Origin of the sequence: Mesorhizobium sp. M1169 (assembly GCF_040318345.1) — a bacterium.
Classification (GTDB): domain Bacteria; phylum Pseudomonadota; class Alphaproteobacteria; order Rhizobiales; family Rhizobiaceae; genus Mesorhizobium.
This window is the reverse complement of sequence record NZ_JAMYME010000021.1, coordinates 1-24,166: the sequence shown is the minus strand read 5'-3', so window position 1 is coordinate 24,166 and position 24,166 is coordinate 1. Positions and strand designations below refer to the sequence as shown.

Genomic DNA, 24,166 nt, shown 5'->3' with positions numbered 1-24,166 from the left:
GTAAATGTCGCGCGATGGCGAGGAATTGCGGCCGCAATCGCAGGTCGCGTTGCTGGCGACGGTGTCTACCGACGGCGCCCGCCTGCGACCACCTTGGCTTCGACGCCGTCCAGGCGGTCGAGCAATTCCTTCAGACGGTCGGGAATATCGGACTCCGTGCGGAAGGCCGGTAAGGTGCGCAGAAAGCGCTTGGTCGCCTCGGTGCCGAGCTGGCGCCGGATATCGGCGGCGAGCCCGTCGCGTTTTTCGCCATTCCTGCGGGGCATCATCCAAAATCCTGTGTCGGCTTCGAAACTCTTCCAAGGGAGGAATGGTTCCCGCATTGTAGTGTCCCGGCAAGCAAAGCCGTCGGGTACGGTAAAGTTTGAATTAAAATCGAAAGGTCTGCGCCGTCCGCCATCAAGCAGCGACAGCGGCTGCAGTATCGCTTGCCCCTTGATTTTTGGCCGCTAAACCTCGATATCGGGCGCAAATCCACACCATTCGAAAATGACGGGAAACGGCGATGAGCGACCAGGCAAAAGACGAACGCGCGCCCGATGAAGCCGAGAAGACCGAGGCTGCCGCGGAGCCAAGGGAAGGTGGCGTCGACGGCGACTATGAGGCGCTTGTGCGGCTTCTGAAGGAAAACGAAGAGCTGAAGGATCGCGCGCTGCGCGTCGCGGCCGACATGGAGAATTTGCGCCGCCGTACCGCGCGGGACGTCCACGATGCGCGCGCCTATGCGGTTGCCAATTTTGCCCGCGACATGCTTTCGGTGTCAGACAATCTGCGCCGTGCGCTGGATGCCATCCCGGAGGAGGCCAAGGCGTCGGGCGATGCCGGCTTCAAGGCGCTGATCGACGGCGTCGAGATCACCGAGCGCGCCATGCTGTCGGCGCTGGAACGCCACGGCGTGAAGAAGCTTGAGCCCGAGGGCGAGAAATTCGATCCGAATTTCCACCAGGCGATGTTCGAGGTGCCCAATCCCGACGTACCGGCCAACACGGTCGTGCAGGTCGTGCAGCCCGGCTATTCGATCGGCGAGCGTGTTCTGCGGCCGGCCATGGTCGGCGTCGCCAAGGGCGGCCCCAAGCATGTCGCAAGCGAAGCGCCAGTGGAGCCGGGGCCGGTCAACGAGCAGGCTGAGAAAGATGCGTAAGTTAGGGGAGTAGGGGAATAGGGCAGTACGGGAGTAGGGAATAGCGCTACGTCGGGTAAAGTAGCAATTGCCTACTCGCGCCCTTGCCTTCTCTCCGCCTACTCCCTTATTCAGGCCGCAAACCGCTGCGCTTCTCCGCCATAATAATTGACGTAGCGGGCACCGATCTCCTTGACCGGCATCACCACGAACACGTCGACCGTCGAGAATTCACGATCGATGACGCAACCGTCGCCGATGCGTGCGCCGACGCGCAGATAGCCCTTGACCAGCGGCGGCATCGCGGCGATCGCCGCCTTGGTGTTGACGGCCTCGATCGGCATCAGATCCATGGAACAATAGCGCCCGGCGACGGCGCGCACGTCCCAGGATGAATTCGTCCGGCAGTGGTGGGCAAGATAGGTCAGCGCCTCGGCATGTGCCGCAGGCACGGTGCCGTGGAACGACGCGCAGCCGGTCATCACGCCGATGCCGTAATGGTTGATGTAGGCCCAGATGCCTTGCCACAGCGCCTCGATGGTGCGCTTCGAGCGGTATTCCGGCAGAACGCAGGAGCGGCCGAGCTCGAGGAAGCGCTGGCCGGGATGCCGCGCGATGAGCTTGGTCAGCTCGAATTCACCTTCGGAATAGAAGCCGCCGGCGGCCGCGGCAATCTCCTGCCGCAGCAGGCGGTAGGTGCCGACGATGCGGCGATGCTCGGGGCCGGAAAGCGAAGTATCGAAGACCAGCAGATGATCGCAGAGGGGATCGAAGCGATCGGCATCGCGGCGGTCCTGCATCTGGAACAGGTCCTTCCTGGCACCAAGCTCGTCGTAGAACACCCGGTAGCGCACTTCCTGCGCGGCAGCGATCTCGGCCTCGTTGCGGGCGAGCCGCACTTCGAGATTGCCGATGCGGCCGAGCGATGCGCCTTCTATGACGGCATCGGCGTTCCGGCCGACGAGCAAAGGCCCGCTGGCGTTCGGCCGAGCATCACATTCCGGCATGACTGTATGCACGAGTGATTCTCCTTCGAGCCATCCCTCTTGGCACGGGGATACGGTGTAGGTGCAACAGGATTGTGACAGTACCGTGATACGGCTCTGCGGGCAATACTTCGTCGGCTGGGCAATCTATCAACCGTCTATGTTGTGCCTCAGGCGGCCGCTTGCCCTTCGACCGCATGAACCAGGGCATCGGGGTCGAGCGGCTTGGTGACGAAGCCGCTGGCACCGTGAGCGAGCACGGCGTGGCGGGTCTTTTCCTGGCTGTCGGCCGACAGCACCATGATCGGCACTGGCGGCACCGCGGTCTCCTCCTCATGGCGGCGGATGGCGGCGATGGCGTCCAGGCCGTCCATGACAGGCATATGCAAGTCCATCAGCACCACGTCGTAACGGTGCTTGTGGCCGGTGCTGATGACCGCCTCGACGGCGGCCTTGCCGTTGCCGACCACTTTCACGCGATGCCCGGCCTTCAGCAGCGTGGCGCGGGCCAGCATGGCGTTGATGTCGTTGTCCTCGGCGATCAGCACCGACAGGCCCTGCTGGCGGGCGCCAATGGCGTGCCCCGCCTGCGCGCCGCGCCTTTGCAGTTGCGGCTCGGCGATGACCGGCGCGTGGCTGGTCAAAAGCACGCGCAGCAATGTCTCGCCGCGCACCGGCCTCGCAAGGAAGGTGGCGTAACCATTGGCACGGAACTCGCCAAGCATGCCACGGTCGGTCGGTGCAATCAGCGTCACTGCCTCGCAATCGGCAAATCCGCTCTGGCGCAGGCGCCTGAGCAGCCTGCCGTCGCTTTGCTCCATGGCAGCATCGATCAGCAGCACGTCGCAGCTCTCGGCGAAAGGGGTGGCCTGGGCGGCGGCGGTGGCCAGATCGACCGTGCCGCCATTGGCGCGAATGGTGCGGGCGAGGGCTTCGGCCTCGACCAGGTTCTTCGACACGATCACGGCATGCCGGCCCGACAGCGCGTCCTGGCGGATCTGCGGCGCCTCGACGGCGGAAATAGCGGGAATCTCGAAGACGAATTCGGACCCCTGGCCAAGCCGGCTTGACACAGAGATAGTGCCGCCCATGGCGGTCACCAGGCGCTTGGAAATGGCGAGACCGAGGCCGGCACCGCCATGCGCACGGGTCGAGGTGCCGTCAGCCTGTTCGAAGTCCTCGAATATGCGCTCCATGTCCTCCTCGCGCAGACCGGGGCCGGTGTCGGTGATGGTGAAGCGGATGCGGTCGGTGGTTTCGGTGCGGACGCGGGCGATGCTTGCCAGGACGCCGCCGCTGTCGGTGAACTTGACGGCGTTGCCGATGAGATTGAGCAGCACCTGCCTGACCCTGCCGGGGTCGGCGGTGATCAGCTGCGGCACGTCGGGTTCGACATGACAGCCGAGGCCGATATCCTTGGCAAAAGCCCGCGCCGCCAAAAGCTCGATGACATTGTCGGCGATCTCGCGCACCGACATCGGTTGCGGTTCGGGATCGAAGCGGCCGGCCTCGATCTTGGAGTAGTCGAGCAGGTCCTCGATCAGCGCCAGCAGCGCGCTGGCCGAGGTCGAGATGGCGCCGACATAGGTCCGCTGCTCGGGCGAAAGGCTGGTGTCGGCGAGAAGCCGGGCCATGCCCATGATGCCGTTCATCGGCGTGCGGATCTCATGGCTGACGGTGGCGAGGAAGCGCGATTTGGCCTGGCTCGCATATTCGGCCCGCTCGCGGGCGGTGATCAGCGAGGATTCGGCGCGCTTGCGAGCGGTGATGTCGCGGGCGATGGCGCGATGCGAAACGGCGCCGCTGTCCTTGTCGCGCACCGACAGCTCGATCCAAGAGAACCAGCGTGGGCCATCCGGCGTGCGAATGGCGACGTCGGTGGAACTCAGGCATTCATGGTCGGAAAACGCGGCGTCGGGGACGATGCCGACATCGATGCCTAGTTCGGCCAGGGTCTTGCCGGCAAGGTCGCGCTGGTCGGTTTCGACAAGGTCGGCGAAAACCTTGTTGGCGTAGACAATGTGGCCGTCGCGGTCACGATGGACGACGAGATCGCCGAGTGCATCGATCAGCCCGCGAAAGCGCTCCTCGCTCTCCTGCATCTCCCACATGCGGTCGGCCAGCGTCTCGATTTCGGCGCGGCTGCGGGCGGTCGTGGCATCGAGCAGGGCAACCGCGCGGCGCTCGGTGCGCCTGTTGCGCAGATGCATGGCGAGCCCGGCGATGGCTGTCGCCAAAAGGCCGATGGTGATGAAGACCGGCGCCCCGGTCAGATGCGAAAAGCCTGCCAGCACGACGATGGCGACGAGCGTCAGGAAGGGCAGGCCTTCGCGGTTGGAGGCCGGCAGTTCCGGCGCCAGCGGTGGCGCGGCGACAAGCTGCCGTCCTGGCGCCGCGGGGGCCGTCCCGTCGGCCCGTTCGGCTGGTTCCGCCTCTCTGATGCCGGGTTCCGCAATCATACGGAAATCCTGCCAGAGAGAGCTTATCGAAGGTTGTGGTTGATCGCTCGAATTTTAGCGGTCGCGCTCTTTTTTATCCCTTGGGGGCTCACATATCCACCACCACGCGGCCGCGGATCTTACCCTCGACGATGTCATGCGCGGCGCCGATGATGCCGTCGAAGCCGATGCTCGTCGACAGGCTGGCAAGCTTTGCGTGGTCGAGATCGGCGCTGATGCGGCGCCAGGCCTCGAGGCGGACCGCCTTCGGCGCCATCACCGAATCGATGCCGAGCAGCGAGACGCCGCGCAGGATGAAGGGGGCGACGCTGGCCGGCAGGCCCATGCCGCCGGCGAGGCCGCAAGCGGCAACGGCGCCGCCATAGGAGGTCATCGACAGAACGTTGGCCAGCGTGTGACTGCCGACCGCATCGACGCCGCCGGCCCAGCGTTCCTTGGCGAGCGGTTTTGCCGGCTGGGCGAGCTCGTCGCGTGAAATCACTTCCGCGGCACCGAGGTCGATCAGATAGGGGCTTTCGGCAGCGCGGCCGGTCGAGGCGATGACGTGATAGCCGAGGCTGGACAGGATCGAGACCGCGATCGAGCCGACGCCACCGGCAGCGCCGGTCACCACCACCGGGCCGCGATCGGGCACGATGCCGTGCCGCTCCAGCGCGATGACGCAAAGCATGGCGGTGTAGCCGGCGGTGCCGACCGCCATCGCATCATGCGGGCTCATGCCGTCCGGCAGCGGCACCAGCCAGTCGCCCTTGACGCGGGCGCGCCCTGCAAAGGCGCCGAAATGCGTCTCGCCGACGCCCCAGCCGTTCAATATGACCTTGTCACCCTTGCGCCAGCCAGGATTGGAAGACGAGATGATGGTGCCGGCGAAATCGATGCCCGGCACCAGCGGCCAGCGGCGGATTACCGGCGCCTTGCCGGTAATTGCAAGACCGTCCTTGTAGTTCACCGTCGTCGCCTCGACCGCGACGGTGACGTCGCCCTCCATCAGGTCTGCCTCGGTAAGCTCGGTCACCGCGACCGACTGGTTTTTCTCGGCGTCGCGCGAAACGAGGATGGCTTTGAAGGTTTCGGGCATTTTTTCTCCTCGGGCTTGCAGATCAGAATGTGCGGCGCCAGGCGAGTGAGGTCAATCGCTCGACGCTCCGCGCCGCCAGCCAATGAGTTCGTCGAAGACGACCAGCACCGCACCAACCGAAATGAAGGCGTCGGCGAGGTTGAAGATCGCGAAGGACCAGACCGGCGTATGGAACAGGACATAGTCGATGACATGACCGTAGATTGCGCGATCGATCAGGTTGCCGAGCGCGCCGCCGACGATCAGCGCGAAGCCGATGCGGGCAAGCAGGTGGCCCGGCGGCGTGCGGGCCGCAAGATAGAGCACGAAAGCGACCACCAGAACCGCGACGACCACCAGGCCGGTGTCGCCGAAGGACGAAAACAGCGAGAACGCGATGCCGGTGTTGTAGGTGCGGTACAGCGCCAGGAACGGAAGCAGGTCGAGCCGTTCCTGAAAGGCAAGACCGGTTTCGACTAGGTATTTCACCCACTGGTCGAGCGCTATCGCGGCGACGACCAGAAGAGCATACGGCCTCCAGGACTTCATGGTTTGCAGTTTCACGGTTTGAGATGTCACGATCTGGCGTCCTCCGGGCCGAGATCCAGCGCGCCGCGCCGGATCTCGAACAGCATGACGCCGGTGGCCACTGCAAGGTTGAGCGAATCGGCGCGGCCGGCCTGCGGTATCCGCAGCAGTTTGTCGCAGCTTGCGGCAAGCTCGTCAGGCAGGCCTTGCTGCTCGTTACCCATCATCAAAAGCACCGGGCCCTTTGAAAAATCGACCGAGCGGTAGTCGACCGCACCCTTCAGATGGGTGCCGGCGACGAGGCCGGGGAAGCTCGTTCGCCAGGCGAGAAAAGCTTCGGGCGACGCCTTGGCGACCGGCACGGCGAAAATCGAGCCCATGGTGGCGCGCACCGTTTCGACCGAAAAGGGATCGGTGGTCTCGCCGACCAAGATGACGCCCCTGGCCCCGACAGCGTCGACCGTGCGGATGACGGTGCCGAGATTGCCGGGGTCGCGGACGCGGTCGAGCGCCACCCAGACGTCGCCGTCACGGGCGCGGATGTCCTTCAACGGCAGGTATTTCTGCGAGAACACGCCGACGACCATTTGCGGATTGTCGCGGCGGGTGATGGCGACCAGCACTTTTTCCGAAACTTCAAGGACGGTGCCGCCGGCGGCGACCGTGCGCGCCGCGACCTTTTCAACCGCCGTATTGCCACGTCCGGCCTTGGCGAAGACCAGTGTCCTGATCGACCAGCCGAGATCGAGCGCGTCGATGACCAGCTTCAGGCCTTCGGCCATGAAGGCATTCTGCTGGTCACGGAATTTCTTCAGCGCGAGCGCCTTGATGTCCTTGACCAGCGGGTTGGCGAGGCTGGTGACTTCCTTCACCTGCCCTGGCGCGCCCGCGTGCCGTTCGTACGCACTCATTCAGGCCACCCAGCGCGAGAACAGCGAGGTCGAAAGCGCCCGACCGGCAGATTTCTCGCGGATGATCAATTCACCCGACTCGACCGTGCCGCCCATGCCGGCGAAGGTGTCGCGCATCAGGGCATGGATGGCGAAAAAAGAGGCGCGGATCGAATAGGCGGTCAGTACCACGGCGAGCGGCTTCGGCGTCAGGATCGTGCGGCAGATATCGGTCAGCGCCGGCAGGTCCTCGAACAGCTGCCAGACCTCGCCTTTCGGTCCGCGGCCATAGGCGGGCGGGTCGAACAGGATGATGTCGTAGCGGCTGCCGCGGCGCTCCTCGCGTTCGGCGAATTTCACGGCATCGTCGACGATCCAGCGGATCGGCTTTTGCGACAAGCCCGCCATTTGCTGGTTTTCGCGCGCCCAGCCGATCGCCTTCTTGGAAGCATCGACGTGGGTGACCTCGGCGCCGGCACGCGCCGCCACCAAGGAGGCAAGGCCGGTGTAACCGAACAGGTTCAACACCTTCACCGGCCGTTTTGCCGCCGCGATCAGTCCGGCCATGTGGTCCCAGTGCGAGGCCTGCTCGGGAAAGACGCCGACATGGCGAAACGAAGTGAAGCGGCCGAGATAATCTATGCCGTCATGCTTCATCGGCCAGGTCTCGCCGAGCGGCGTCTTGGGGAAGCGCCAGCGGCCGATGCCTTCCTCGTCGGTATCGCCGGTGAAAATGGCGTCGGCGCGCTCCCAGTCCCTGGCCGGCAAAGCCTTTTGCCAGATCGCCTGGCCCTCCGGCCGAACGATGCGGTAGGGGCCGTATTGCTCGAGTTTTTCTCCGGCGCCGCTGTCGAGCAACGCGTAGTCCTGATTGGGGCCGACCTCGAGGATCAGCGGCAGATGTTCGGCAGGCAGCGCGCCATCGCGGCGGGATAGAGGGCGCGGCGCGGCTTTCGGCTCGGACCGGTCCTGCAGTTTAGGCTCCGAACCGGCGGTCAGGCCGGCGTCGCGCCGCCGCGGCTGCTCCGCCCCGCCCTTCGGGGGCGGGCGGCTGTCGCGGCGTTTGTCGCGAAAAGGTTTCAAGAAGGCGCATCTCCGGACGGCGGCTCGCCGCTTCTGCCACAGCACATTGACCGGCGCAACAAAAGGGCTGCCGACGTGTGAAACCGGATCAGCCGCGCCTGATCGACAGCAGGCCGACTGCGAGCGCTATGAAACCAACGGCCTTGAAGCCGGTGACGACCATATGGCCGGTTTCCCAACTGCTCCGGATACTTTCGAAATTGTCCGGGATCGGTCCAGGCACCCAGGTGGCCAGGACATCGTTTGCCGGTTTGACCAGGGTAAACCACGCCACGAGGGCCATCAGATAAAGCACGGTGGCGGCCAAAATCCACCAGAACGCCGGGCGGTCGCTGCGCAGCATCCAGGCGAGAAGCCCCGGACAGGCGATCGCGGCCACGTCCAGCGGTGCGCCGACAATCGCGAAGAATTGGAACTGAGCGTTGAAGACAGTGGTTTCACGCCAGAGCGAAGGCGGCCAACTGGTCAGCCGCGGCACCGATTCCAGCACATGGGCGAAGGATGGTCCGAGGCTGAGCGCAGCGACGATGGCGGTCAAAACCGACCAGAACAACAGGAACCCGCGCATATCCATAGTGGCCAGACAACGGCGTCAGGACGCAGACGTTCCCGTCCGCCACCCATGTCGCTTGCCGCCGAAAGCGCTGGGGCTCTATCGTGATTGAAACCAGGTCATGATTCATGTCCCGTGCTGAACGCCTGCTCGACCTGATCCAGATCCTGCGCCGGCATCGCCGGCCGGTCAGCGGCCGCAGCCTTGCGGGCGAAATGGGTGTGTCGATCCGCACGCTCTATCGCGATATCGCCACGCTGCAGGGGCAGGGCGCGCCGATCGAGGGTGAGGCGGGGTTGGGTTACGTGCTCAGGCCCGGTTTCATGCTGCCGCCCTTGATGTTCACCGATGAGGAGATCGAGGCGATCGTGCTCGGTTCGCGCTGGGTGGCCAAGCAGCCGGACTGGCGGCTTGCGAACGCCGCCACCGACGCGCTGGCCAAGATCGCGGCGGTGCTGCCGGACGATTTGCGCGAAGAGCTCGACGCCTCGACGCTGCTGGTCGGGTCGCGCACCGAGGTCACCGAAGGCATCGATCTCGGCGTGGTGCGGCAGGCCATCCGCGAGGAGCGCAAGCTGAGCTTTGTCTATCGCGACGCCGGCGGCGCTGCCTCCGAGCGCACTGTCTGGCCGTTCGCACTCGGCTTCTTCGACAAGGTGCGCGTCGTCGCGGCCTGGTGCGAGATGCGCCAGGATTTCAGGCACTTTCGCGCCGACCGGATATCCGGCCTCAATGCCACCGAGATGCGCTATCCGCGCCGCCGTCAGGTGCTGCTCAAAGAATGGCGGGCGACGCTCGACACGCCAAGCTAAGGCTGCTGCTCAGTTGAGACTGCTGCCAGAATCTGGCAGTGGCGTACGGTATGCTCCTCCAGTCGAAACGATCTGGAGAGCAATTCATGACACCGCCCAATTTCGTCATCCTTTATGTCGACAAGCCTGAGCAAAGCGGCGCCTTCTATAGCGCGCTGCTTGGGCGGCAGCCGGTCGAGACCTCGCCGACCTTCGTGCTGTTCGTGCTCGACAACGGCTTCAAGCTCGGCCTCTGGTCGCGTCACACCGTGGAACCGGCCGCCGCGGCAGCAGGCGGTGGCGCCGAGATCGTCTTTGCGCTGGACACGCCGGAGGCGGTCGATGCCACCTACACCGATTGGGCCGGACGGGGTCTGAAAATCCTGCAGAGCCCGACCGACATGGATTTCGGCCGGACCTTCGTCGCGCTCGATCCCGACAATCATCGGCTGCGGGTTTATTGGCAAAGGGAGTAAGGCAGTAGGGGAGTACGTGACAGGAAATATAGCTGGCGCGGCGCCGCACGATCAGTGCGGTTTCCTACTGCCCTACTGCCCTACGCTTGCGCGATACACGCCAATGCCGGCGGCGAGGTCCTCGAGGGCTGCGCCGACCGACTTGAACAGCGTGATCTCGTCGTCGTTCTGCCGGCCTTTTTTCTGGCCGCGCGTGAGTTCATAAAGGTCGGCGACGATGGCTTCCGGCTTCAACACGCCGGAGGCCAGCGGCTGGACGATGTCACCGGCTTCCTTGGTGGCGCCGGCGCGGGTGTCGACATAGACGCGGGCCCGCGCAACCGTGTCGTCGTCGCTTTCGCGCATCGCCGGAGTGAAGCCGCCGACGAGGTCGACATGCGTTCCGGGTCGCAACAAGGCGCCCTTGACCAGCGGCTCGGTGGTGATTGTCGCCGAGGAAATGATGTCGGCCTGGCCGAGTTCGGCGTCGAGATCGCCTGCGGCTTCGGCCGCAAAACCTTCCGCACGCAATCTTGCAGCGACCTTTTCGGCATTGGCCGGCGTGCGGTTCCAGATGCGGATGCTGGTGATCGGCCGCACAGCCGAATGCGCCTTCGCTAGGAACGGCGACAGCGCGCCGGCGCCTACCACGAGCAGCCGCGAGGCGTCCTCGCGGGCCAGGTAGGAGGCGGCCAGCGCCGAGGCGCAGGCCGTGCGCCACTGCGTCAGCCGCTGGCCGTCGATCATGGCCTGCGGCTCGCCGGTGGCGCCGTCGAGCAAGAGGTAAAGGCCCATCACCGCGGGTTTTCCGACAGCGTTGTTGTCGGGCGACACGGTGACGATCTTGATGCCGATGTGACCGCCGGCGGAGGTGCCAGCCGCGTTGAAGTCGGTCCAGGCCGGCATCAAAAGCAGCGTTGAAGCGGCGCCGTCGGGCCGCTCTATCGTATGATGGTGCCTGACCGGCTGTATGGCGCCATCGCGAAAGGCGGCGCGCAGCGTCTCGATCAGTCCGGGAAAGGTCAGCGCGCTGTCGACCTCGGCGGCCGAAATGGTCAGCATGAAAGGCTCCGCGAAAGATATGTCAGCGACGCTTCAGTTTGTCGCCTTCGGCAAAGCCTGGCCCCGAGGCGCGGCAGGCGCGCGGCTTACCGCCTGGCGCAGATTCTCGGCCTCGGCACCGCGCTGGCGCGCCAGCTTGCGATAGCGCCCTTGCTTGATCCAGGTCGCCAGGCTGCCGACGATCATGCCGATGGCAAGGGCAAGGAACAGGAATATGAACAGCGGCAAGGTCAGCGTCAGCGCCGGGTTGCCCGGATTGAACGGGTCGAGCGTGAAGGCGACCGGTTCGCGGTTGGCAACGGCCAGCGCGATCAGGATGATGGCCAGCGGCACGAAGACCACGATGAGGATTAAGCGATTGAACATGTTTTTCCGTAGGGACTGCTATCGGAGCGGGACGGCGGGCGCGACGCCTACTTGCCTCCGTTCAGCCTTTCACGCAATTCCTTGCCGGTCTTGAAGAACGGTACCCATTTCTCCTCGACCTCTACGGATTCGCCGGTGCGCGGGTTGCGGCCGGTGCGGGCAGGGCGATTTTTCACCGAAAACGCGCCGAAGCCGCGCAACTCGACCCGGTTGCCCTCGGCAAGCGCGTCGGTGATTTCATCGAAGATGGCGCTGACAATGTTTTCGACGTCGCGCAGGAAAAGATGCGGATTACGCGTGGCGATGATCTGCACAAGTTCGGATTTGATCATGAAAAGGCTCCCCGTAAAAGCAGTGCCGCCGAAATTATCAGAATGATTTTATTTGGTTTTTCACTCGTCCCAAGCGGTTCCTCAAGGGTGCCAGACGGAAACGAGACCGTCAAGAAACAAGCGGTCCGCTCCAATTTCGTGAAGGACGTCGCCGTCATGGCCGGCCAGGCCAAGCGCAGCACCGACGGTCTGCGCCATCGCTTTGGAGAACAGGAAACCGCCGCGTTTTTCCGTGTCCTTCCATTCCACCACCTTGAGCTTGGCATCGACACCCTTGCCTGCAAGCCAGTCGATTGCTTCGGCCTCGCCGCCGACCGCGTCGATCAATCTGTTGGTGACCGCCTGCCGGCCGGTGAAGATCGACCCGTCTGCGAGCGCCAGCACCTCCGGCTTGGTCATGTTGCGGCGCTCGGCGACGATGCCGACGAACCAGTCGTAGCTGTCGAGGATGAGCTTGCGGACCATGGCGCGCTCATCGTCATTGGTCGGCTTGAAGGGAGAAGGCGAGGCCTTCAAGGGCGAGGATTTCACCTCCTCCAGCTTGACGCCGAGCTTGTCCATGAGGCCGCTGACGTCCGGGTACTGAATCAGCACGCCGATCGAGCCGACGATCGAGGATTTGCGTGCGACAATATGGTCGGCCGCGGTGGCGATCATATAGCCCGCCGAAGCCGCGAGCGTGCCGACCTCGGCCACCACCGGCTTTTCGGCGGCAAGCTTGCGCACTGCCTCATAGATCGATTCGCCACCGACGGTGGTGCCGCCGGGTGAATCGATCGACAGGATCACAGCCTTGACGCGCGGCGACTGACGGATTGCCTCCAGCCGCTTGATCAGTTCTTCGTCTTCGGTGATGGTACCTTCGATCTTGACCTTGGCGATGTGGTCGACAGCCGCGCCGGTGAAGTCGTCACCATAGATCCATGCCGAGAAGGCGATCAGTCCGGCTGCTGCGACGATAATCGCCGCAACACGCCAGAATGTCAGCTTGCGGCGCAAGCGGCGGCGGTCGATCAGGTCGTCGGCTCTCAATACCATGGTCAGCCTCGTAGTCGGTGGGAGCAGATGCTTTTAAAGCAACCATTCGCGCCCGGCTACCGTTTCCTGACGGCCTTGCGCCAAAGGCCGTTAGGCATTCGCGGCAAGCCTCAACCTGTCACGTTCCACAGGCTCTAACACTGTGCGCCCATATCTGGTATGAGGTACAGGCTGCGCTGGGGCCATTTTCATTGTACAGGGGCGGCTGTCACATTTTTGCGGTTTTCCTCGGCTTGTGCTTGCTTGAGGGCGCCGGCACCCCACCTATAGGGCGGCCTGGCGGGCAGGGGTTTAGAAGAAGCAGTCATGTTAGCGGGACCAATCGAACCGACCAACACCGAGACGGAGTTGGCTCCCAAGGCCGCAGGCCGGGCGCGGGTCGACGCGTTTGACGTTGCGCAGCGTCATTCGCGCCGGGTCCGTGTCCTCAAGCTGGCCGTGCCGCTGGTCGCTGCCGTGATTGCGGTCGCGTTTCCCGTCTATTCCTATCTCATGGCTCCCGCTGCAATCGAGGTGCAGGCCGACGGCGGCGCCTTTGCCGATGGCAAGCTGGTGATGGCGAACCCCAAGCTCAACGGCTTCACCAAACAGAACCTGCCCTATTCGATGACAGCCCTGCGCGCCATACAGGATGTCAGCAAACAAGGCATCATCGATCTGGAGGGCATCAAGGCCAAGCTGCCGATTGCGACCGACAACACGGCCGCCATCGATGCCACGCACGGCACCTATGATCGCGACGGCAACACGCTCAGCCTGACCAGCGATGTGACCGTGTCGACCACGGATGGTGTGGTGGCAAAATTCAAATCAGTCTATCTCGACATGGGCGAAGGCACTATGAAGACAAGCGAGCCCGTCGATGTCAGCCGCGGCGGGTCGCGGATCAGGGCGGATTCGATGTCGGTCCAGGACAATGGCAAGGTCCTGGTTTTCGAGAACAAGGTGCGCGTCGACATCGATCCCGCCAGTTTGAAGGCGGCAGAGGCAAAGAGCGGAGAGACCAATGCGGTTCAGTAGTTCGGCACGGCGCCTCGCCGCGATTTCGGCGTTGACGCTCGGGTTGCCCTTGGGGCTGACCTTCGGGACGGCGCCGTCGCTGGCGCAATCCAGTGCCACCAGCCAAATGTCCGGCCTCAGGCTGTCGGGCGACAAGCCTATCCAGATCGAAAGCGACAAGCTCGAGGTGCGCCAGGCGGAAAGCGTCGCCGTCTTCACCGGCAACGTCAACGTCGTCCAGGGTCCAACCGTGCTCAAGGCCGGCAAAATGACGGTCTATTACGTCAGGGATGCAGGCGCCGCTAAAGGCGCCCAGCCCGCGGGTGCCGCGGCGATGACCGGATCCGCCAACATCGACCATCTCGAGGTCGACGATAAGGTCTACATCAAATCGGACAATCAGGTTGCCACCGGCGACCGCGGCACCTTCGACATGAAGACCGAAGTGCTGGTGCTTTCGGGCAGCAAGGTCGTGCTCTCGCAAGGCGATAACGTGCTTGTCGGCTGCAAGCTTACCGTGCAGATGAAGAGCGGCCTTGCCCAGGTCGACGCTTGCGGCGGCCGCGTCATGATGTCGATCACGCCGCCGGCGAAGTCTGGAGCAGCGAAACCCTGATGACCGGCATATCGTCGCTGCTGGCGCGTCTTCCAGGGCGCGCCGCCAGCAAACTTGCGGCACCGGCCAGGGTCACCGTCGAAGCGGCAAAGTTCAAGGGAACCTTGATCGCCAAGGGGCTGACCAAAAGCTACAAGGGCCGCAAAGTCGTCAGCGGCGTGACGCTGGGCGTGCGCGCCGGCGAGGCGGTTGGGCTGCTCGGCCCCAACGGCGCCGGCAAGACGACCTGTTTCTACATGGTAACCGGCCTGGTGCCGGTCGATGAAGGCACGATCGAAATCGACGGTTTCGACGTCACGTCGATGCCGATGTATCGCCGCGCCCGTCTCGGCATCGGCTATCTGCCGCAGGAAGCGTCGATTTTTCGCGGCCTGAATGTCGAGCAAAACATCCGGGCCGTGCTCGAGGTCGTCGAAAAGAGCCGCAAGGAGCGTGAGCGCCTGCTCGACGAATTGCTCGAGGAATTTCACATCAGCCATCTGCGCAAGGCTCCGTCGCTGTCGCTCTCCGGCGGTGAGCGGCGACGCCTCGAAATTGCCCGCGCCTTGGCAACCCGCCCCGCCTATATGCTGCTCGACGAACCTTTCGCCGGCATCGATCCGATCGCCGTCGCCGACATCCAGCAACTCGTGCGCCACTTGACGGCACGTGGCATCGGCGTTCTGATCACCGACCACAATGTCCGCGAGACACTTGGCCTGATCGACCGCGCCTACATCATCCATGCCGGCCAGGTGCTGACCCATGGTCGAGCCGACGAAGTGGTCGCAAATGCCGACGTGCGGCGGCTTTATCTCGGCGAGGGATTTACACTCTAAATGCGAAATTCCGGCTCGAGCGGGATTTCCGGCGTAGTCCAGCAGCTTTTCTTCAATTTTCTGCCTGAAAACGTGCCGGCAGGCGAGTTTTGCCGCTCCTCGCCTTGACAAGCAAAAGCCGGGCCAGTTTCTATGCTGGCCTGGAAAATTCCTTCCAGCAGTGCGGGTGCGTAGACGGAGCGTTTGAAACCGAACCATGGCGTTGGCGGCAAAACTACAGCTACGACAGTCGCAGTCGCTGGTGATGACGCCGCAGCTGATGCAGTCGATCCGCCTGCTGCAGTTCACCCATCTCGAGCTGGAACGCTTCATCGACGACGAGATCGAACGCAATCCCCTGCTGGAACGCGCCGAACCGCAGGAGGACGCCGCCAGCGACCAGGCGCAGAAGGGCGACGCTGCATCGGAACCGGCTGCCGACGGCGACTGGTTCGAGGCGGAAACGGCGTGGAGCGCCGAGGCGATCTCGGAAAAGCTCGATACATCGCTGGAAAACCTGTTTCCCGACGATCCTGGTACGAGCGAGCGGCTCGGGCCCGACCTGACGGCACAATGGAAATCGGCGTCCGGCAACGGTTCCACCTCTTCCTCCGACGGCTTCGACGTCGCGGATATGGCGGCGGCGGCCATCACGCTGCGCGACCATGTCGGCGAGCAGGTGGCGCTCGCCTTTGCCGATCCGGCGGCGCGCCTGATCGCAGGCGAGCTTGCCGACGGCCTCGACGAGGCCGGCTACATGCGTGCCGACATGGCCGAGATCGCCGCCCGCCTCGGCACGGACGCCACGGCGGTGGCAACGGTCCTGGCGGTCTGCCAGACATTCGAGCCCGCCGGCATATTCGCCCGCGACCTCGCCGAATGCCTGTTGCTGCAGCTGGCCGTGCGCGACCGGCTCGATCCGGCGATGAAGGCGCTGATCGCCAATCTCGAACTCCTGGCACGGCGCGATTTCCAGACGCTGAAGCGGATTTGCGGCGTCGACGAAGAGGATCTGCTCGACATGCTGGCCGAGATCCGGGCGCTCGACCCACGGCCGGGAATGGCGTTTTCGCGCGGTGCCAGCGATGCGATCGTGGCCGACATCGAGGTGCGTGCAGCCAATGACGGCAGCTGGACGGTCGAGCTCAATGCCGAGACGCTGCCGCGCGTGCTGGTCGATCACATCTATTTCGCCCAGGTCACGCCACATGCGAAAAACCAGGCGGAAAAGGATTTCCTTGCCGAATGCCTGCAGAACGCCAACTGGCTCACGCGCAGCCTCGACCAGCGGGCGAAGACCATTCTCAAGGTGGCCTCTGAGATCGTGCGCCAGCAGGACGCTTTTCTCGTCCACGGCGTGCGGCACCTGAAGCCGCTCAACCTGCGCACGGTGGCGGACGCCATCGGCATGCACGAATCAACGGTCAGCCGGGTCACGGCAAACAAATACATGCTGACGCCGCGCGGCGTGTTCGAGCTGCGCTATTTCTTCACCGCCTCGATCGCTTCGTCAGGTGGCGGCGATGCGCATTCGTCGGAAGCGGTGCGCGACCGCATAAAGCAGCTGATCGACGAGGAGAAAGCCATCGATGTGCTTTCCGACGATGCCATCGTGGACATGCTGCGGGAAAGCGGCGTCGACATCGCCAGGCGCACGGTGGCCAAATACCGGGAAGGCATGAACATACCCTCTTCGGTGCAGCGGCGGCGTGAAAAACGCGCTTTGGCCAGCGCCGGCCGTTGATCTCCGGCGGAATTTCCACAGCTTTCGCCCTTCATTGACAAGCGGCGACGAAGTGGCTAGAAGCCCGCCCGCATGGGACGGGCTGGCGAGTGGATTTGAGTTCGCCGATGCCCGCACGAGAGATGGTCCGTCACGATGTAGGCCACGGGACGGCCAAGAAGGCGGCTTGTGATCAACCGGAAAGTTCGGATCTAAAATCGGCGCAAGTGACGCCGCAAAAGCTTGTGCGCGCGGACCACGAGTATAAACTCGGGACAGTTTGAAGCCTGAGCAAGGAAGGTCAGTTTTCAGATGACACTGCGCATATCGGGAAAACACATGGATATCGGCGATGCGTTCCGTACGCGCATCAACGACCGTGTCGGGGAAGTGATCGGGAAATATTTCGATCGGGGCTTTTCAGGGCAAATCGTGGTCGTCAAATCGGGGTCGCGCTACACGGCCGATTGCATGATCCGGCTGGACTCCGGTGCTTCGCTGCAGGCGACCGGCGATGCCCAGGATCCAACGCTTGCCTTCGATACCGCGGCGGACCGTCTGGAAACACGCCTCAGGCGCTACAAGCGCCGGCTGAAGTCGCACAATTCAGGCAATAGCAACGGCGAGCTCACCGACGTCGCCTATACGGTGATGGCGCCGCTTGCCGACGACGAGGAGGACATACCGGAGAATTTCGCGCCGGCCATCGTCGCCGAATCGACCATGACGCTGCGGACCATGTCGGTGGCGTCAGCGGTGATCGAACTCGACACCAAGGACAGCCCGGTCCTGGTCTTCCGCAATGCCGGAAACGACCATCTCAACATCGTCTATCGCCGGCCGGACGGGAATATTGGCTGGATCGACCCGTCCACGGCCAAGGTCGCGCAGGGGTAAAAACCAGCCGCACGCGAGCGTGGGGACTGGCGACGGCAGGCGAACAAGGGATTTCAAGCATGGATCTGAGCGATCTCGTCAGCGTTCCGGCAATCATGCCGGCGTTGAAGGCGAACTCCAAAAAGCAGCTGCTGCAATTGCTGTCCGAAAGGGCGGCGGCGATTTCCGGCATTCCGGAGCGAGAGGTGTTCGACACCATCCTGCAGCGCGAGCGGCTCGGCTCCACCGGCGTCGGCAACGGCATCGCCATTCCGCACGGCAAGCTGGCCGGGGTGAAGCGGATCGCCGGCGTTTTTGCCCGGCTGGAGACACCGGTGGACTTCGAGGCCCTCGATGATCAGCCGGTCGACCTGGTGTTTCTGCTTTTGGCTCCCGAAGGCGCCGGCGCCGACCACCTCAAGGCGCTGTCGCGCATTGCGCGGGTGCTGCGCGACGCCGACACGGTTGCCAAGATCAGGGGCACGCGCGACGCCGTAGCCATCCACGCGCTGCTGTCGGACACACAGGCCTCGCACGCCGCCTGAGGTTTTGATTAAATCCGTTGAAGGGCCGCCGTGAGCGGCCCTGTCCGTTTCCAACCAGATCGCTGCGCCGTATTTGTCAGTGGATAACGACGTTAGTGGATAGCGACCGGGGTCAGATCGTTTTCCAGCGCGCCAGCCAGTGCCCGGTCGCGAGCGTCCGAAAGCAGGATCGGCTGGCCATTGGCGGCAAACAGGGCCCACAGTTCCAGCCCGGGCGCGATTTCGCCGAGGCCCGGGAAACGGCCGCGCAGATCGTCGCTCGACACTTTCCTGAGATAGGCGACAGAACCTTCGCCGAGATGGGCGAATTCGCCGCTGGTCATGATGATATTTTCGTTAGTTCTGGTCATTTCAAGCCTCCTTGCCGCGAGATGCCGCTCAAGGCCATCCCGCATGAGAGCTATCGGCAAAAATCAGTCTTTCACCGATATGTTTATTTTTCGTACCAGCCGTTCGGATTCCGGCCGATCGAGATCGATCGACAGAAGGCCGTTCTTCAATTCCGCCGCAATCACCCGCATGCCGTCGGCCAGCACGAAACAGCGCTGAAACTGGCGCGCGGCGATGCCGCGGTGGAGGAATTCGCGCTCGGTGTCGTCGTTCTGACGGCCGCGCACGACCAACTGGTTCTCCTCCGTTGTGACATCGAGATCGCTTTCCGCGAAACCGGCGACGGCGAGCGTGATACGCAGCCTTTCGGTTTTGCCGTCGGCACCGCTGAGGCGCTCGATGTTGTAGGGAGGATAGCTGTCACCGGACTTTGCCAACCGCTCCAGCGTCTTTTCCATGGAATCGAAACCGAGGAGAAGCGGGCTGGAAAAAGGCGTCATTCGGCTCATGTTACAGTGTCCTCTCAAGAGCGACATAAAGTGGAAAAACCCGGATGGCATTTTTCCCGATGGTCTTGATATGGTCCGCCGCCCGGCAGACTTCAAGCCGTCACACGTCCCGCCCAAAAAGACTTGCCAAAACAAGGAATTGAAATGCCCCAATCCCGCAGGATCATCATCGACACTGACCCCGGCCAGGACGATGCCGTCGCCATATTGCTGGCGCTGGGCAGCGCCGAGCTGGAGATCGTCGGCATCACCGCGGTGGCCGGCAACGTGCCGCTGAAACTTACCGAAAAAAACGCCCGCAAGATCTGCGAGCTGGCCGGCCGGCCGGACGTCAAGGTCTATGCAGGCGCCATCCGGCCGCTGGCGCGCGAACTCGTCACCGCCGAGGAAGTGCATGGCAAGACCGGCCTCAACGGGCCGCAACTGCCCGAACCAAAGATGAAACTGCAGGACGAGTATGCGGTTGATTTCATCGTTGAGACGCTGATGAACGAGGAGAGCGGCACGATCACGCTGTGCGCGCTCGGGCCGCTCACCAACGTTGCGCTGGCGCTGATCCGCGAGCCGAAAATCGCGCCGCGCATCAAGGAAATCGTGCTGATGGGCGGCGGCTTCTTCGAGGGCGGCAACGTCACGCCGACCGCCGAGTTCAACATCTATGTCGATCCGCATGCTGCCGATGTCGTGTTCAAATCCGGCATTCCGATCGTGATGATGCCGCTCGACGTCACCCACAAGGCGCTGACCACCGCCAAGCGTACGAAGGCCTTCCGCAAGCTCGGCACCAGGGTCGGCACGGCCACCGCGGACATGCTGGAATTCTTCGAACGTTTCGACGAGGAGAAATACGGTACCGACGGCGGCCCGCTGCACGATCCTTGCGTGATCGCGTATCTGCTGAAGCCGAAGCTGTTCAAGGGGCGCAACTGCAATGTCAGCGTGGAAACCGCCTCGGAGCTCACCATGGGCATGACGGTGATCGACTGGTGGGGGGTGACCAAGCGGCCGAAGAACGCCATGGTGATGCGCGACATCGACCATGATGCGTTTTTCGCGCTGTTGCTGGAACGGCTGGGGCGGCTTTAGGGCTGCTCAGTAGTTGAGCAGGCGGTAGGTGGTGGTACCGTCCTGGCGTTGTTGTTCTTCGATCGAGACTTCCGATCCAATCATGTGGGGTGTTTCCACCTCACCATCGACAAATATCCGAGCGTTGCCCTCATAGAGGCGGACTTCATATCTATAATAAAGTCCATGTCCGACGGAACCCCTCGGATTTAGAGGCATCGTCGCAACATCTTCGACGGTGCCTCCTACGAGTTGTGTGCCAGTGATCGGACTGTTCTGCCTGGTTACAATCGGCACAGCGATCGCGAGAGCGAGCGCACACAAGATTGTGATGCCAACAACTCTGTCGCGAAACTCTTCCCGAAGCAAAAGAATGCGGGTTCTAAGAGAAAGATTTGCCGGCCCCATACCTTAGAGTTGAGTAGCATAGGGGCTTTGTTCAAGAGCGATTCCCCGAAAAAGCCATGTCACTCGCGTCACCTTTGAAAACAGCTTATCGATCGATCGTCGTTCAATTTGCAAACCGGTAAAAGACGAAGCCATTGTCGCGCGTGACGCGCTCGATGCCTACGCGCGAGCCGATCAGATGCGGGAGGTCGTCGTAAACGAGGACCGTCGAACCGTTCTCAAGGACCAGCAGATATTGGATATTGCGCCCTTTACCCTGTCCACTTTTGATCGTCGCATCGACCGGGTCGACCGATCGGATCGGACTTGCGTCATTCGCCCATTTGTTCAGAGCCGACGGAACCATCGCCGCGAACAAAGCGATGAACAGGATCACGCCAAACGCGTTCCTTTTCAAATCCGCGTAACTCCACGGCATAGACATGAATCCCCAACTGTTGATCCATGTGGTGGCCTGAAGGCCGACTTTCAATCGGCTTTCCTATTCCAGGATGTTGCTGTTGGCGTCGCCGGGCTCGCGGCCGTTACTTCGCCTTGGAAAAGGCCAGCCACAGGCCGCCGCCGACCAGGAAGCTGCCGCTGATCCTCGACAAGAGCTTGAGGCGGCCGGCCGACAGCAGGCGTCCGGCGCGGCCGGCGGCCAGCGCGTAGGTCGAATCCGAGACTGCGGCGAAGATCATCGCGGTGAGACCCATGACGCCGATCTGTAGTGCGTAATTGCCTTCGGGAGCGATGAACTGCGGAAAGAAGGCGCCGAAGAACACTAGCGTCTTTGGATTGCTGATCGCCACCAGCAGGCCCTGCAGGAAGAAGCCGCCACGTGGCCTTTTTGCCGTTCCGTCGGCGTTCAGCTTGCCTTTCGAGCGGAACATCTGCACGCCCATCCAGATCAGGTAGGCGGCGCCGATCAGCCGGACCCACTCGAACCAGTGGCCCATGCCCGCGATCAGCGAAGTCAATCCGATGCCGACGATGGCGATCATGATGGCTAGCCCGGCCTGGGTGCCGGCGACATTGGCGAGCCCTGCGCGCGAGCCGTGGCGGATGCTGTTGGCAATGATCAGCGTCACCGTCGGCCCCGGCACCAGGATGATGACGATGCAGGCGACGACATAGGTGGCGTAGAGTTCCAACGACATTTTTTCCCTCCACAGATGCCGCTCGTGCGGCGCGCTGTCGCGATCAATGCATGGCGATGAGTTGCGTGCAAGCCGGCGAGGCGCCGACAATGCGGAGTTGATTTCAGCAGGCGCCGGCCTGCCATGGCAGCGTTGTCTCATAGGCGGCAGCCGCCCTCAGCACGGAGAGGTCACCGCGCGGCCGCCCGATCAATTGCATGCCCATTGGCCTGCCCCTGGCGTCGAAGCCCGCCGGCACATTGATAGCCGGGCAGCCGCCCAGCGTGGCGAACGCTGAAACCTGCATCCAGCGATGATAGCTGTCCATGGCACGCCCGGCCACTTGCCTTGGCCAGTGGGTGACGACATCGAAGGGAAAGACCTGTGCGGCTGGCAGCGCAATCAGGTCGAAACGCTCGAAGAGCGATAGCAGCATTCGGTGCCAGGACGAGCGCCTCACCGTGGCGGCGTGGATCTGCGGCGCGGTGAGGCGCAGTGCATGTTCCACCTCCCACACGGCCTCCGGCTTCAGCAGGCTGCGTTTCGAGGGATCGTCGTAATGCGCCTTGAGCGCACAACCGCTGCTCGCCTGGCGAAGCGTTACAAAGGCTTGCCACAGCGCTTCGAAGTCGAATTTCGGCATCAGCGGCTCGGCCTCGAAGGATACATCCGCGAACCGGCCGAGTGCTGCCTCGCAAAGCTGTAGAATGCCTGCTTCAACCGGCAGATGGCCGTCGAGATCGCCGAGCCAGGCGATGCGCCCGCCGGCCGCCGGTGCGTCCAGCCCTTCGAGGAACGAGCCTGGCTTATCATGCGACAGCGGCGCGCGAGGATGATAGCCGGCCTGAACGTCGAGCAGCAACGCCATGTCACGCACGTTACGCCCCATCGGCCCTTCGACGCCCATTTGCGCAAGAAACACATCAAGGTCTGGGCCGGCCGGCACCAATCCCTGCGATGGACGGAAGCCATAGACATTGTTGTAGGCAGCGGGATTGCGCAGGGAACCGCCAAAATCGCTGCCATCGGCAACGGGAACCATGTCGAGCGCCAGCGCGACCGCCGCACCGCCGCTCGAGCCGCCGGCGGTCAGCGCCGGGTCAAATGCGTTGAGCGTCTGTCCGAACACGGTGTTGTAGGTGTTGGAGCCGAGCCCGAATTCGGGAACATTGGTCTTGCCGATGATGATCGCGCCGGCCTTGCGGACGCGCTCGACGAAGAAGTCGTCTTCCTCAGGCACAAAATCGGCGAAGATCGGCGAGCCGAAGGCGGTTCTCAGGCCTTTTGTCAGCGCAAGATCCTTGATCGCGATCGGCAGGCCGAACAGCGATCCGGTATCTCCACCTCGCGCCAGATGAGCGTCAGCGCTGTCGGCCTCGCGCAGGATGTCGGCACGCTCACGCAATGAAACGATAGCGTTGACCAGCGGGTTCACCGCCTCGATCCTGTCGAGGAATGCCGCGACCACTTCGCGCACCGAAAGCTGCCGGCGCCTGATCTTCCCGGCAAGCGCCACGGCAGACAGGCGGCAGATGTCGCCGGCGGGCGGCACCGCGTGCTTCGTCGTCGGGCGCATGGCTGTCATCCCGCTTTAGCCTGCAGATTTCTGCAGGGCGGCATCGACGTCCCTGGCCAGCGGGATGGCCGGCTGTGCACCGGCTTTCAGGCAGGCCAGCGAACCGGCTGCGGCAGCGCGGGCTAGCGCCTGGTCGAGCGGCAGGCCGGCTGCCAGCCCGGCTGCAAAATAGCCGCAGAACGTGTCGCCGGCACCGACCGTGTCGAGCGGGGTGATCTTCAGCGCCGGAACCATCAGGAGATCGTCCGGCGTTGCCGCCAGAACGCCGTCCGAGCCAAGCGTGACGACGATGGTGCGGCCGGTTCTCGCGGCATAGTCGCGCATCCGTGCCGGGCGGTCGCGGCCATTCAACGACAGCGCCTCGCCATAGAGGTCGAACTCGGTTTCGTTGGCGACGAGATAGTCGGCCTTGCCGAGGAAGCCGGCCGCGTCGCCATGGAAAGGTGCGGTGTTGAGCACGGTGATCGCGGCGGCCGTGCTTGCCGCGTCGAGTGCTGCCTCGACGGTCTGCAGCGGGATCTCCAGTTGCAGCAGCACGACGTCGCCGTTTTTTACGAAAGCCTTGGAAAGGTCACCCGGCACGACCGAATCATTGGCGCCCGGCACAACGGCGATCACGTTCTCGCCGTCGGCGCCGACCATGATCAACGCGGTACCGGTCGAGGCAAAGGTCTCGCCGACGCCGGACAGGTCGATCTTGCCGTCGCGCAGCAGCGCCAGAGCGTCGCTGGCGAAGCTGTCCTTGCCGACCGCGCCGACCATGCGCACCTTGGCGCCGGCGCGGGCGGCGGCCCGCGGCGGGTTTGCGCCCCTGGCGCCGGGGGGGGTATGGCAAACGGGGGCGCGCACGGTCGAGCCCGGGCCGGGCAAGCGGGGGGCCCGGG

28 protein-coding genes are annotated in these 24,166 nt (G+C 63.5%); 10 read left to right on the top strand and 18 right to left on the bottom strand.

The genetic code is table 11. From position 1 onward, the window contains the following. Positions 1 to 65: 65 nt before the first annotated feature. Positions 66 to 269 (bottom strand): hypothetical protein, encoded by a 204-nt coding sequence (locus NKH41_RS20205; RefSeq protein ID WP_023675249.1) that lies wholly within the window; start codon positions 267 to 269, stop codon positions 66 to 68. A gap of 236 nt (positions 270 to 505) precedes the next feature. Here NKH41_RS20205 and grpE point away from each other — a divergent pair, with 236 nt between their 5' ends. Beyond that, positions 506 to 1,141, top strand: coding sequence for a nucleotide exchange factor GrpE (gene grpE, locus NKH41_RS20200; protein WP_023675250.1), 636 nt, complete (start codon positions 506 to 508; stop codon positions 1,139 to 1,141). Positions 1,142 to 1,251: 110 nt separating this feature from the next. Here the strand turns inward: grpE and olsB are convergent, their stop codons facing one another. From olsB to NKH41_RS20165, 7 genes are all read right to left on the bottom strand, one after another. Then, positions 1,252 to 2,127, bottom strand: coding sequence for a l-ornithine N(alpha)-acyltransferase (gene olsB, locus NKH41_RS20195; protein WP_352767302.1), 876 nt, complete (start codon positions 2,125 to 2,127; stop codon positions 1,252 to 1,254). A 149-nt stretch (positions 2,128 to 2,276) separates the two neighbouring features. Beyond that, the gene (locus tag NKH41_RS20190; RefSeq protein WP_352767030.1) at positions 2,277 to 4,565 is read right to left on the bottom strand and encodes a PAS domain-containing hybrid sensor histidine kinase/response regulator; all 2,289 of its coding nucleotides are present in this window, start codon (positions 4,563 to 4,565) and stop codon (positions 2,277 to 2,279) included. 88 nt (positions 4,566 to 4,653) lie between these two features. Continuing rightward, complete coding sequence (gene acuI, locus NKH41_RS20185) at positions 4,654 to 5,643, bottom strand: acrylyl-CoA reductase (NADPH) (protein WP_352767031.1); 990 nt, start codon at positions 5,641 to 5,643, stop codon at positions 4,654 to 4,656. Between the two features lie 51 nt (positions 5,644 to 5,694). After that, on the bottom strand, positions 5,695 to 6,171 hold the full coding sequence (lspA, locus tag NKH41_RS20180; protein ID WP_352454178.1) for a signal peptidase II: 477 nt from the start codon (positions 6,169 to 6,171) through the stop codon (positions 5,695 to 5,697). A 26-nt stretch (positions 6,172 to 6,197) separates the two neighbouring features. Then, entirely contained in the window at positions 6,198 to 7,061 is an 864-nt protein-coding gene (locus NKH41_RS20175) for a TrmH family RNA methyltransferase (RefSeq protein WP_352767032.1), read from the bottom strand. Further along, positions 7,062 to 8,123 carry an RsmD family RNA methyltransferase gene (locus NKH41_RS20170; protein WP_352767034.1) on the bottom strand — a complete coding sequence of 354 codons (1,062 nt, stop codon included), beginning with the start codon at positions 8,121 to 8,123 and terminating at the stop codon, positions 7,062 to 7,064. Between the two features lie 88 nt (positions 8,124 to 8,211). After that, entirely contained in the window at positions 8,212 to 8,697 is a 486-nt protein-coding gene (locus NKH41_RS20165; RefSeq protein WP_352539414.1) for a DUF1772 domain-containing protein, read from the bottom strand. 107 nt (positions 8,698 to 8,804) lie between these two features. Here NKH41_RS20165 and NKH41_RS20160 point away from each other — a divergent pair, with 107 nt between their 5' ends. Together NKH41_RS20160 and NKH41_RS20155 are read left to right on the top strand one after the other, a co-directional pair. Beyond that, entirely contained in the window at positions 8,805 to 9,488 is a 684-nt protein-coding gene (locus NKH41_RS20160; RefSeq protein WP_352468341.1) for a helix-turn-helix transcriptional regulator, read from the top strand. 86 nt (positions 9,489 to 9,574) lie between these two features. Further along, positions 9,575 to 9,943 carry a VOC family protein gene (locus tag NKH41_RS20155; RefSeq protein WP_352469426.1) on the top strand — a complete coding sequence of 123 codons (369 nt, stop codon included), beginning with the start codon at positions 9,575 to 9,577 and terminating at the stop codon, positions 9,941 to 9,943. A gap of 72 nt (positions 9,944 to 10,015) precedes the next feature. On the opposite strand, the gene lhpI is transcribed toward NKH41_RS20155, so the two are convergent. From lhpI to sppA, 4 genes are all read right to left on the bottom strand, one after another. After that, positions 10,016 to 10,984: a bifunctional Delta(1)-pyrroline-2-carboxylate/Delta(1)-piperideine-2-carboxylate reductase gene (gene lhpI, locus NKH41_RS20150; RefSeq protein WP_352767037.1), complete on the bottom strand. Its 969-nt coding sequence runs from the start codon at positions 10,982 to 10,984 to the stop codon at positions 10,016 to 10,018. A 33-nt stretch (positions 10,985 to 11,017) separates the two neighbouring features. Further along, a complete protein-coding gene (locus NKH41_RS20145) occupies positions 11,018 to 11,350 on the bottom strand; it encodes a DUF1049 domain-containing protein (RefSeq protein ID WP_352767039.1) in 333 nt (110 codons plus the stop codon). A 47-nt stretch (positions 11,351 to 11,397) separates the two neighbouring features. Continuing rightward, on the bottom strand, positions 11,398 to 11,682 hold the full coding sequence (locus tag NKH41_RS20140) for an integration host factor subunit beta (RefSeq protein WP_023675261.1): 285 nt from the start codon (positions 11,680 to 11,682) through the stop codon (positions 11,398 to 11,400). An 81-nt stretch (positions 11,683 to 11,763) separates the two neighbouring features. Beyond that, the gene (gene sppA / locus NKH41_RS20135; protein ID WP_352502648.1) at positions 11,764 to 12,720 is read right to left on the bottom strand and encodes a signal peptide peptidase SppA; all 957 of its coding nucleotides are present in this window, start codon (positions 12,718 to 12,720) and stop codon (positions 11,764 to 11,766) included. Positions 12,721 to 13,026: 306 nt separating this feature from the next. Between sppA and lptC the strand changes: the two genes are divergently transcribed. From lptC to ptsN, 6 genes are all read left to right on the top strand, one after another. Next, on the top strand, positions 13,027 to 13,740 hold the full coding sequence (gene lptC / locus NKH41_RS20130; protein ID WP_352502649.1) for an LPS export ABC transporter periplasmic protein LptC: 714 nt from the start codon (positions 13,027 to 13,029) through the stop codon (positions 13,738 to 13,740). Continuing rightward, on the top strand, positions 13,727 to 14,335 hold the full coding sequence (locus tag NKH41_RS20125; RefSeq protein ID WP_292664963.1) for an LptA/OstA family protein: 609 nt from the start codon (positions 13,727 to 13,729) through the stop codon (positions 14,333 to 14,335). Before lptC ends, NKH41_RS20125 begins: the two co-directional genes overlap by 14 nt. Next, on the top strand, positions 14,335 to 15,153 hold the full coding sequence (gene lptB / locus NKH41_RS20120) for an LPS export ABC transporter ATP-binding protein (protein ID WP_292664962.1): 819 nt from the start codon (positions 14,335 to 14,337) through the stop codon (positions 15,151 to 15,153). Before NKH41_RS20125 ends, lptB begins: the two co-directional genes overlap by 1 nt. Before the next feature lie 196 nt (positions 15,154 to 15,349). Beyond that, positions 15,350 to 16,876, top strand: a complete 1,527-nt coding sequence (rpoN, locus tag NKH41_RS20115) for an RNA polymerase factor sigma-54 (RefSeq protein ID WP_352767040.1) — start codon at positions 15,350 to 15,352, stop codon at positions 16,874 to 16,876. A gap of 291 nt (positions 16,877 to 17,167) precedes the next feature. Continuing rightward, entirely contained in the window at positions 17,168 to 17,752 is a 585-nt protein-coding gene (gene hpf, locus NKH41_RS20110; RefSeq protein WP_023675267.1) for a ribosome hibernation-promoting factor, HPF/YfiA family, read from the top strand. 59 nt (positions 17,753 to 17,811) lie between these two features. Beyond that, the gene (gene ptsN, locus NKH41_RS20105; protein WP_023675268.1) at positions 17,812 to 18,276 is read left to right on the top strand and encodes a PTS IIA-like nitrogen regulatory protein PtsN; all 465 of its coding nucleotides are present in this window, start codon (positions 17,812 to 17,814) and stop codon (positions 18,274 to 18,276) included. Between the two features lie 92 nt (positions 18,277 to 18,368). Here ptsN and NKH41_RS20100 read toward each other — a convergent pair whose 3' ends face one another. Together NKH41_RS20100 and NKH41_RS20095 are read right to left on the bottom strand one after the other, a co-directional pair. Then, positions 18,369 to 18,626, bottom strand: coding sequence for a BQ00720 family protein (locus NKH41_RS20100; RefSeq protein ID WP_023675269.1), 258 nt, complete (start codon positions 18,624 to 18,626; stop codon positions 18,369 to 18,371). Positions 18,627 to 18,689: 63 nt separating this feature from the next. Beyond that, complete coding sequence (locus NKH41_RS20095; protein WP_023675270.1) at positions 18,690 to 19,115, bottom strand: Hsp20 family protein; 426 nt, start codon at positions 19,113 to 19,115, stop codon at positions 18,690 to 18,692. A gap of 144 nt (positions 19,116 to 19,259) precedes the next feature. Here NKH41_RS20095 and NKH41_RS20090 point away from each other — a divergent pair, with 144 nt between their 5' ends. Further along, positions 19,260 to 20,201 carry a nucleoside hydrolase gene (locus NKH41_RS20090; protein ID WP_352469434.1) on the top strand — a complete coding sequence of 314 codons (942 nt, stop codon included), beginning with the start codon at positions 19,260 to 19,262 and terminating at the stop codon, positions 20,199 to 20,201. A gap of 490 nt (positions 20,202 to 20,691) precedes the next feature. Here the strand turns inward: NKH41_RS20090 and NKH41_RS20085 are convergent, their stop codons facing one another. The 4 genes from NKH41_RS20085 to NKH41_RS20070 all read right to left on the bottom strand — a co-directional run bounded on the left by NKH41_RS20085 (position 20,692) and on the right by NKH41_RS20070 (position 24,152). Beyond that, positions 20,692 to 21,060, bottom strand: a complete 369-nt coding sequence (locus NKH41_RS20085) for a hypothetical protein (RefSeq protein WP_352469435.1) — start codon at positions 21,058 to 21,060, stop codon at positions 20,692 to 20,694. A 52-nt stretch (positions 21,061 to 21,112) separates the two neighbouring features. After that, entirely contained in the window at positions 21,113 to 21,727 is a 615-nt protein-coding gene (locus tag NKH41_RS20080) for a LysE family translocator (protein ID WP_352469436.1), read from the bottom strand. Between the two features lie 103 nt (positions 21,728 to 21,830). Next, a complete protein-coding gene (locus tag NKH41_RS20075) occupies positions 21,831 to 23,291 on the bottom strand; it encodes an amidase (protein WP_352613033.1) in 1,461 nt (486 codons plus the stop codon). 6 nt (positions 23,292 to 23,297) lie between these two features. Beyond that, complete coding sequence (locus NKH41_RS20070; protein WP_352933534.1) at positions 23,298 to 24,152, bottom strand: PfkB family carbohydrate kinase; 855 nt, start codon at positions 24,150 to 24,152, stop codon at positions 23,298 to 23,300. Positions 24,153 to 24,166: the final 14 nt, after the last annotated feature.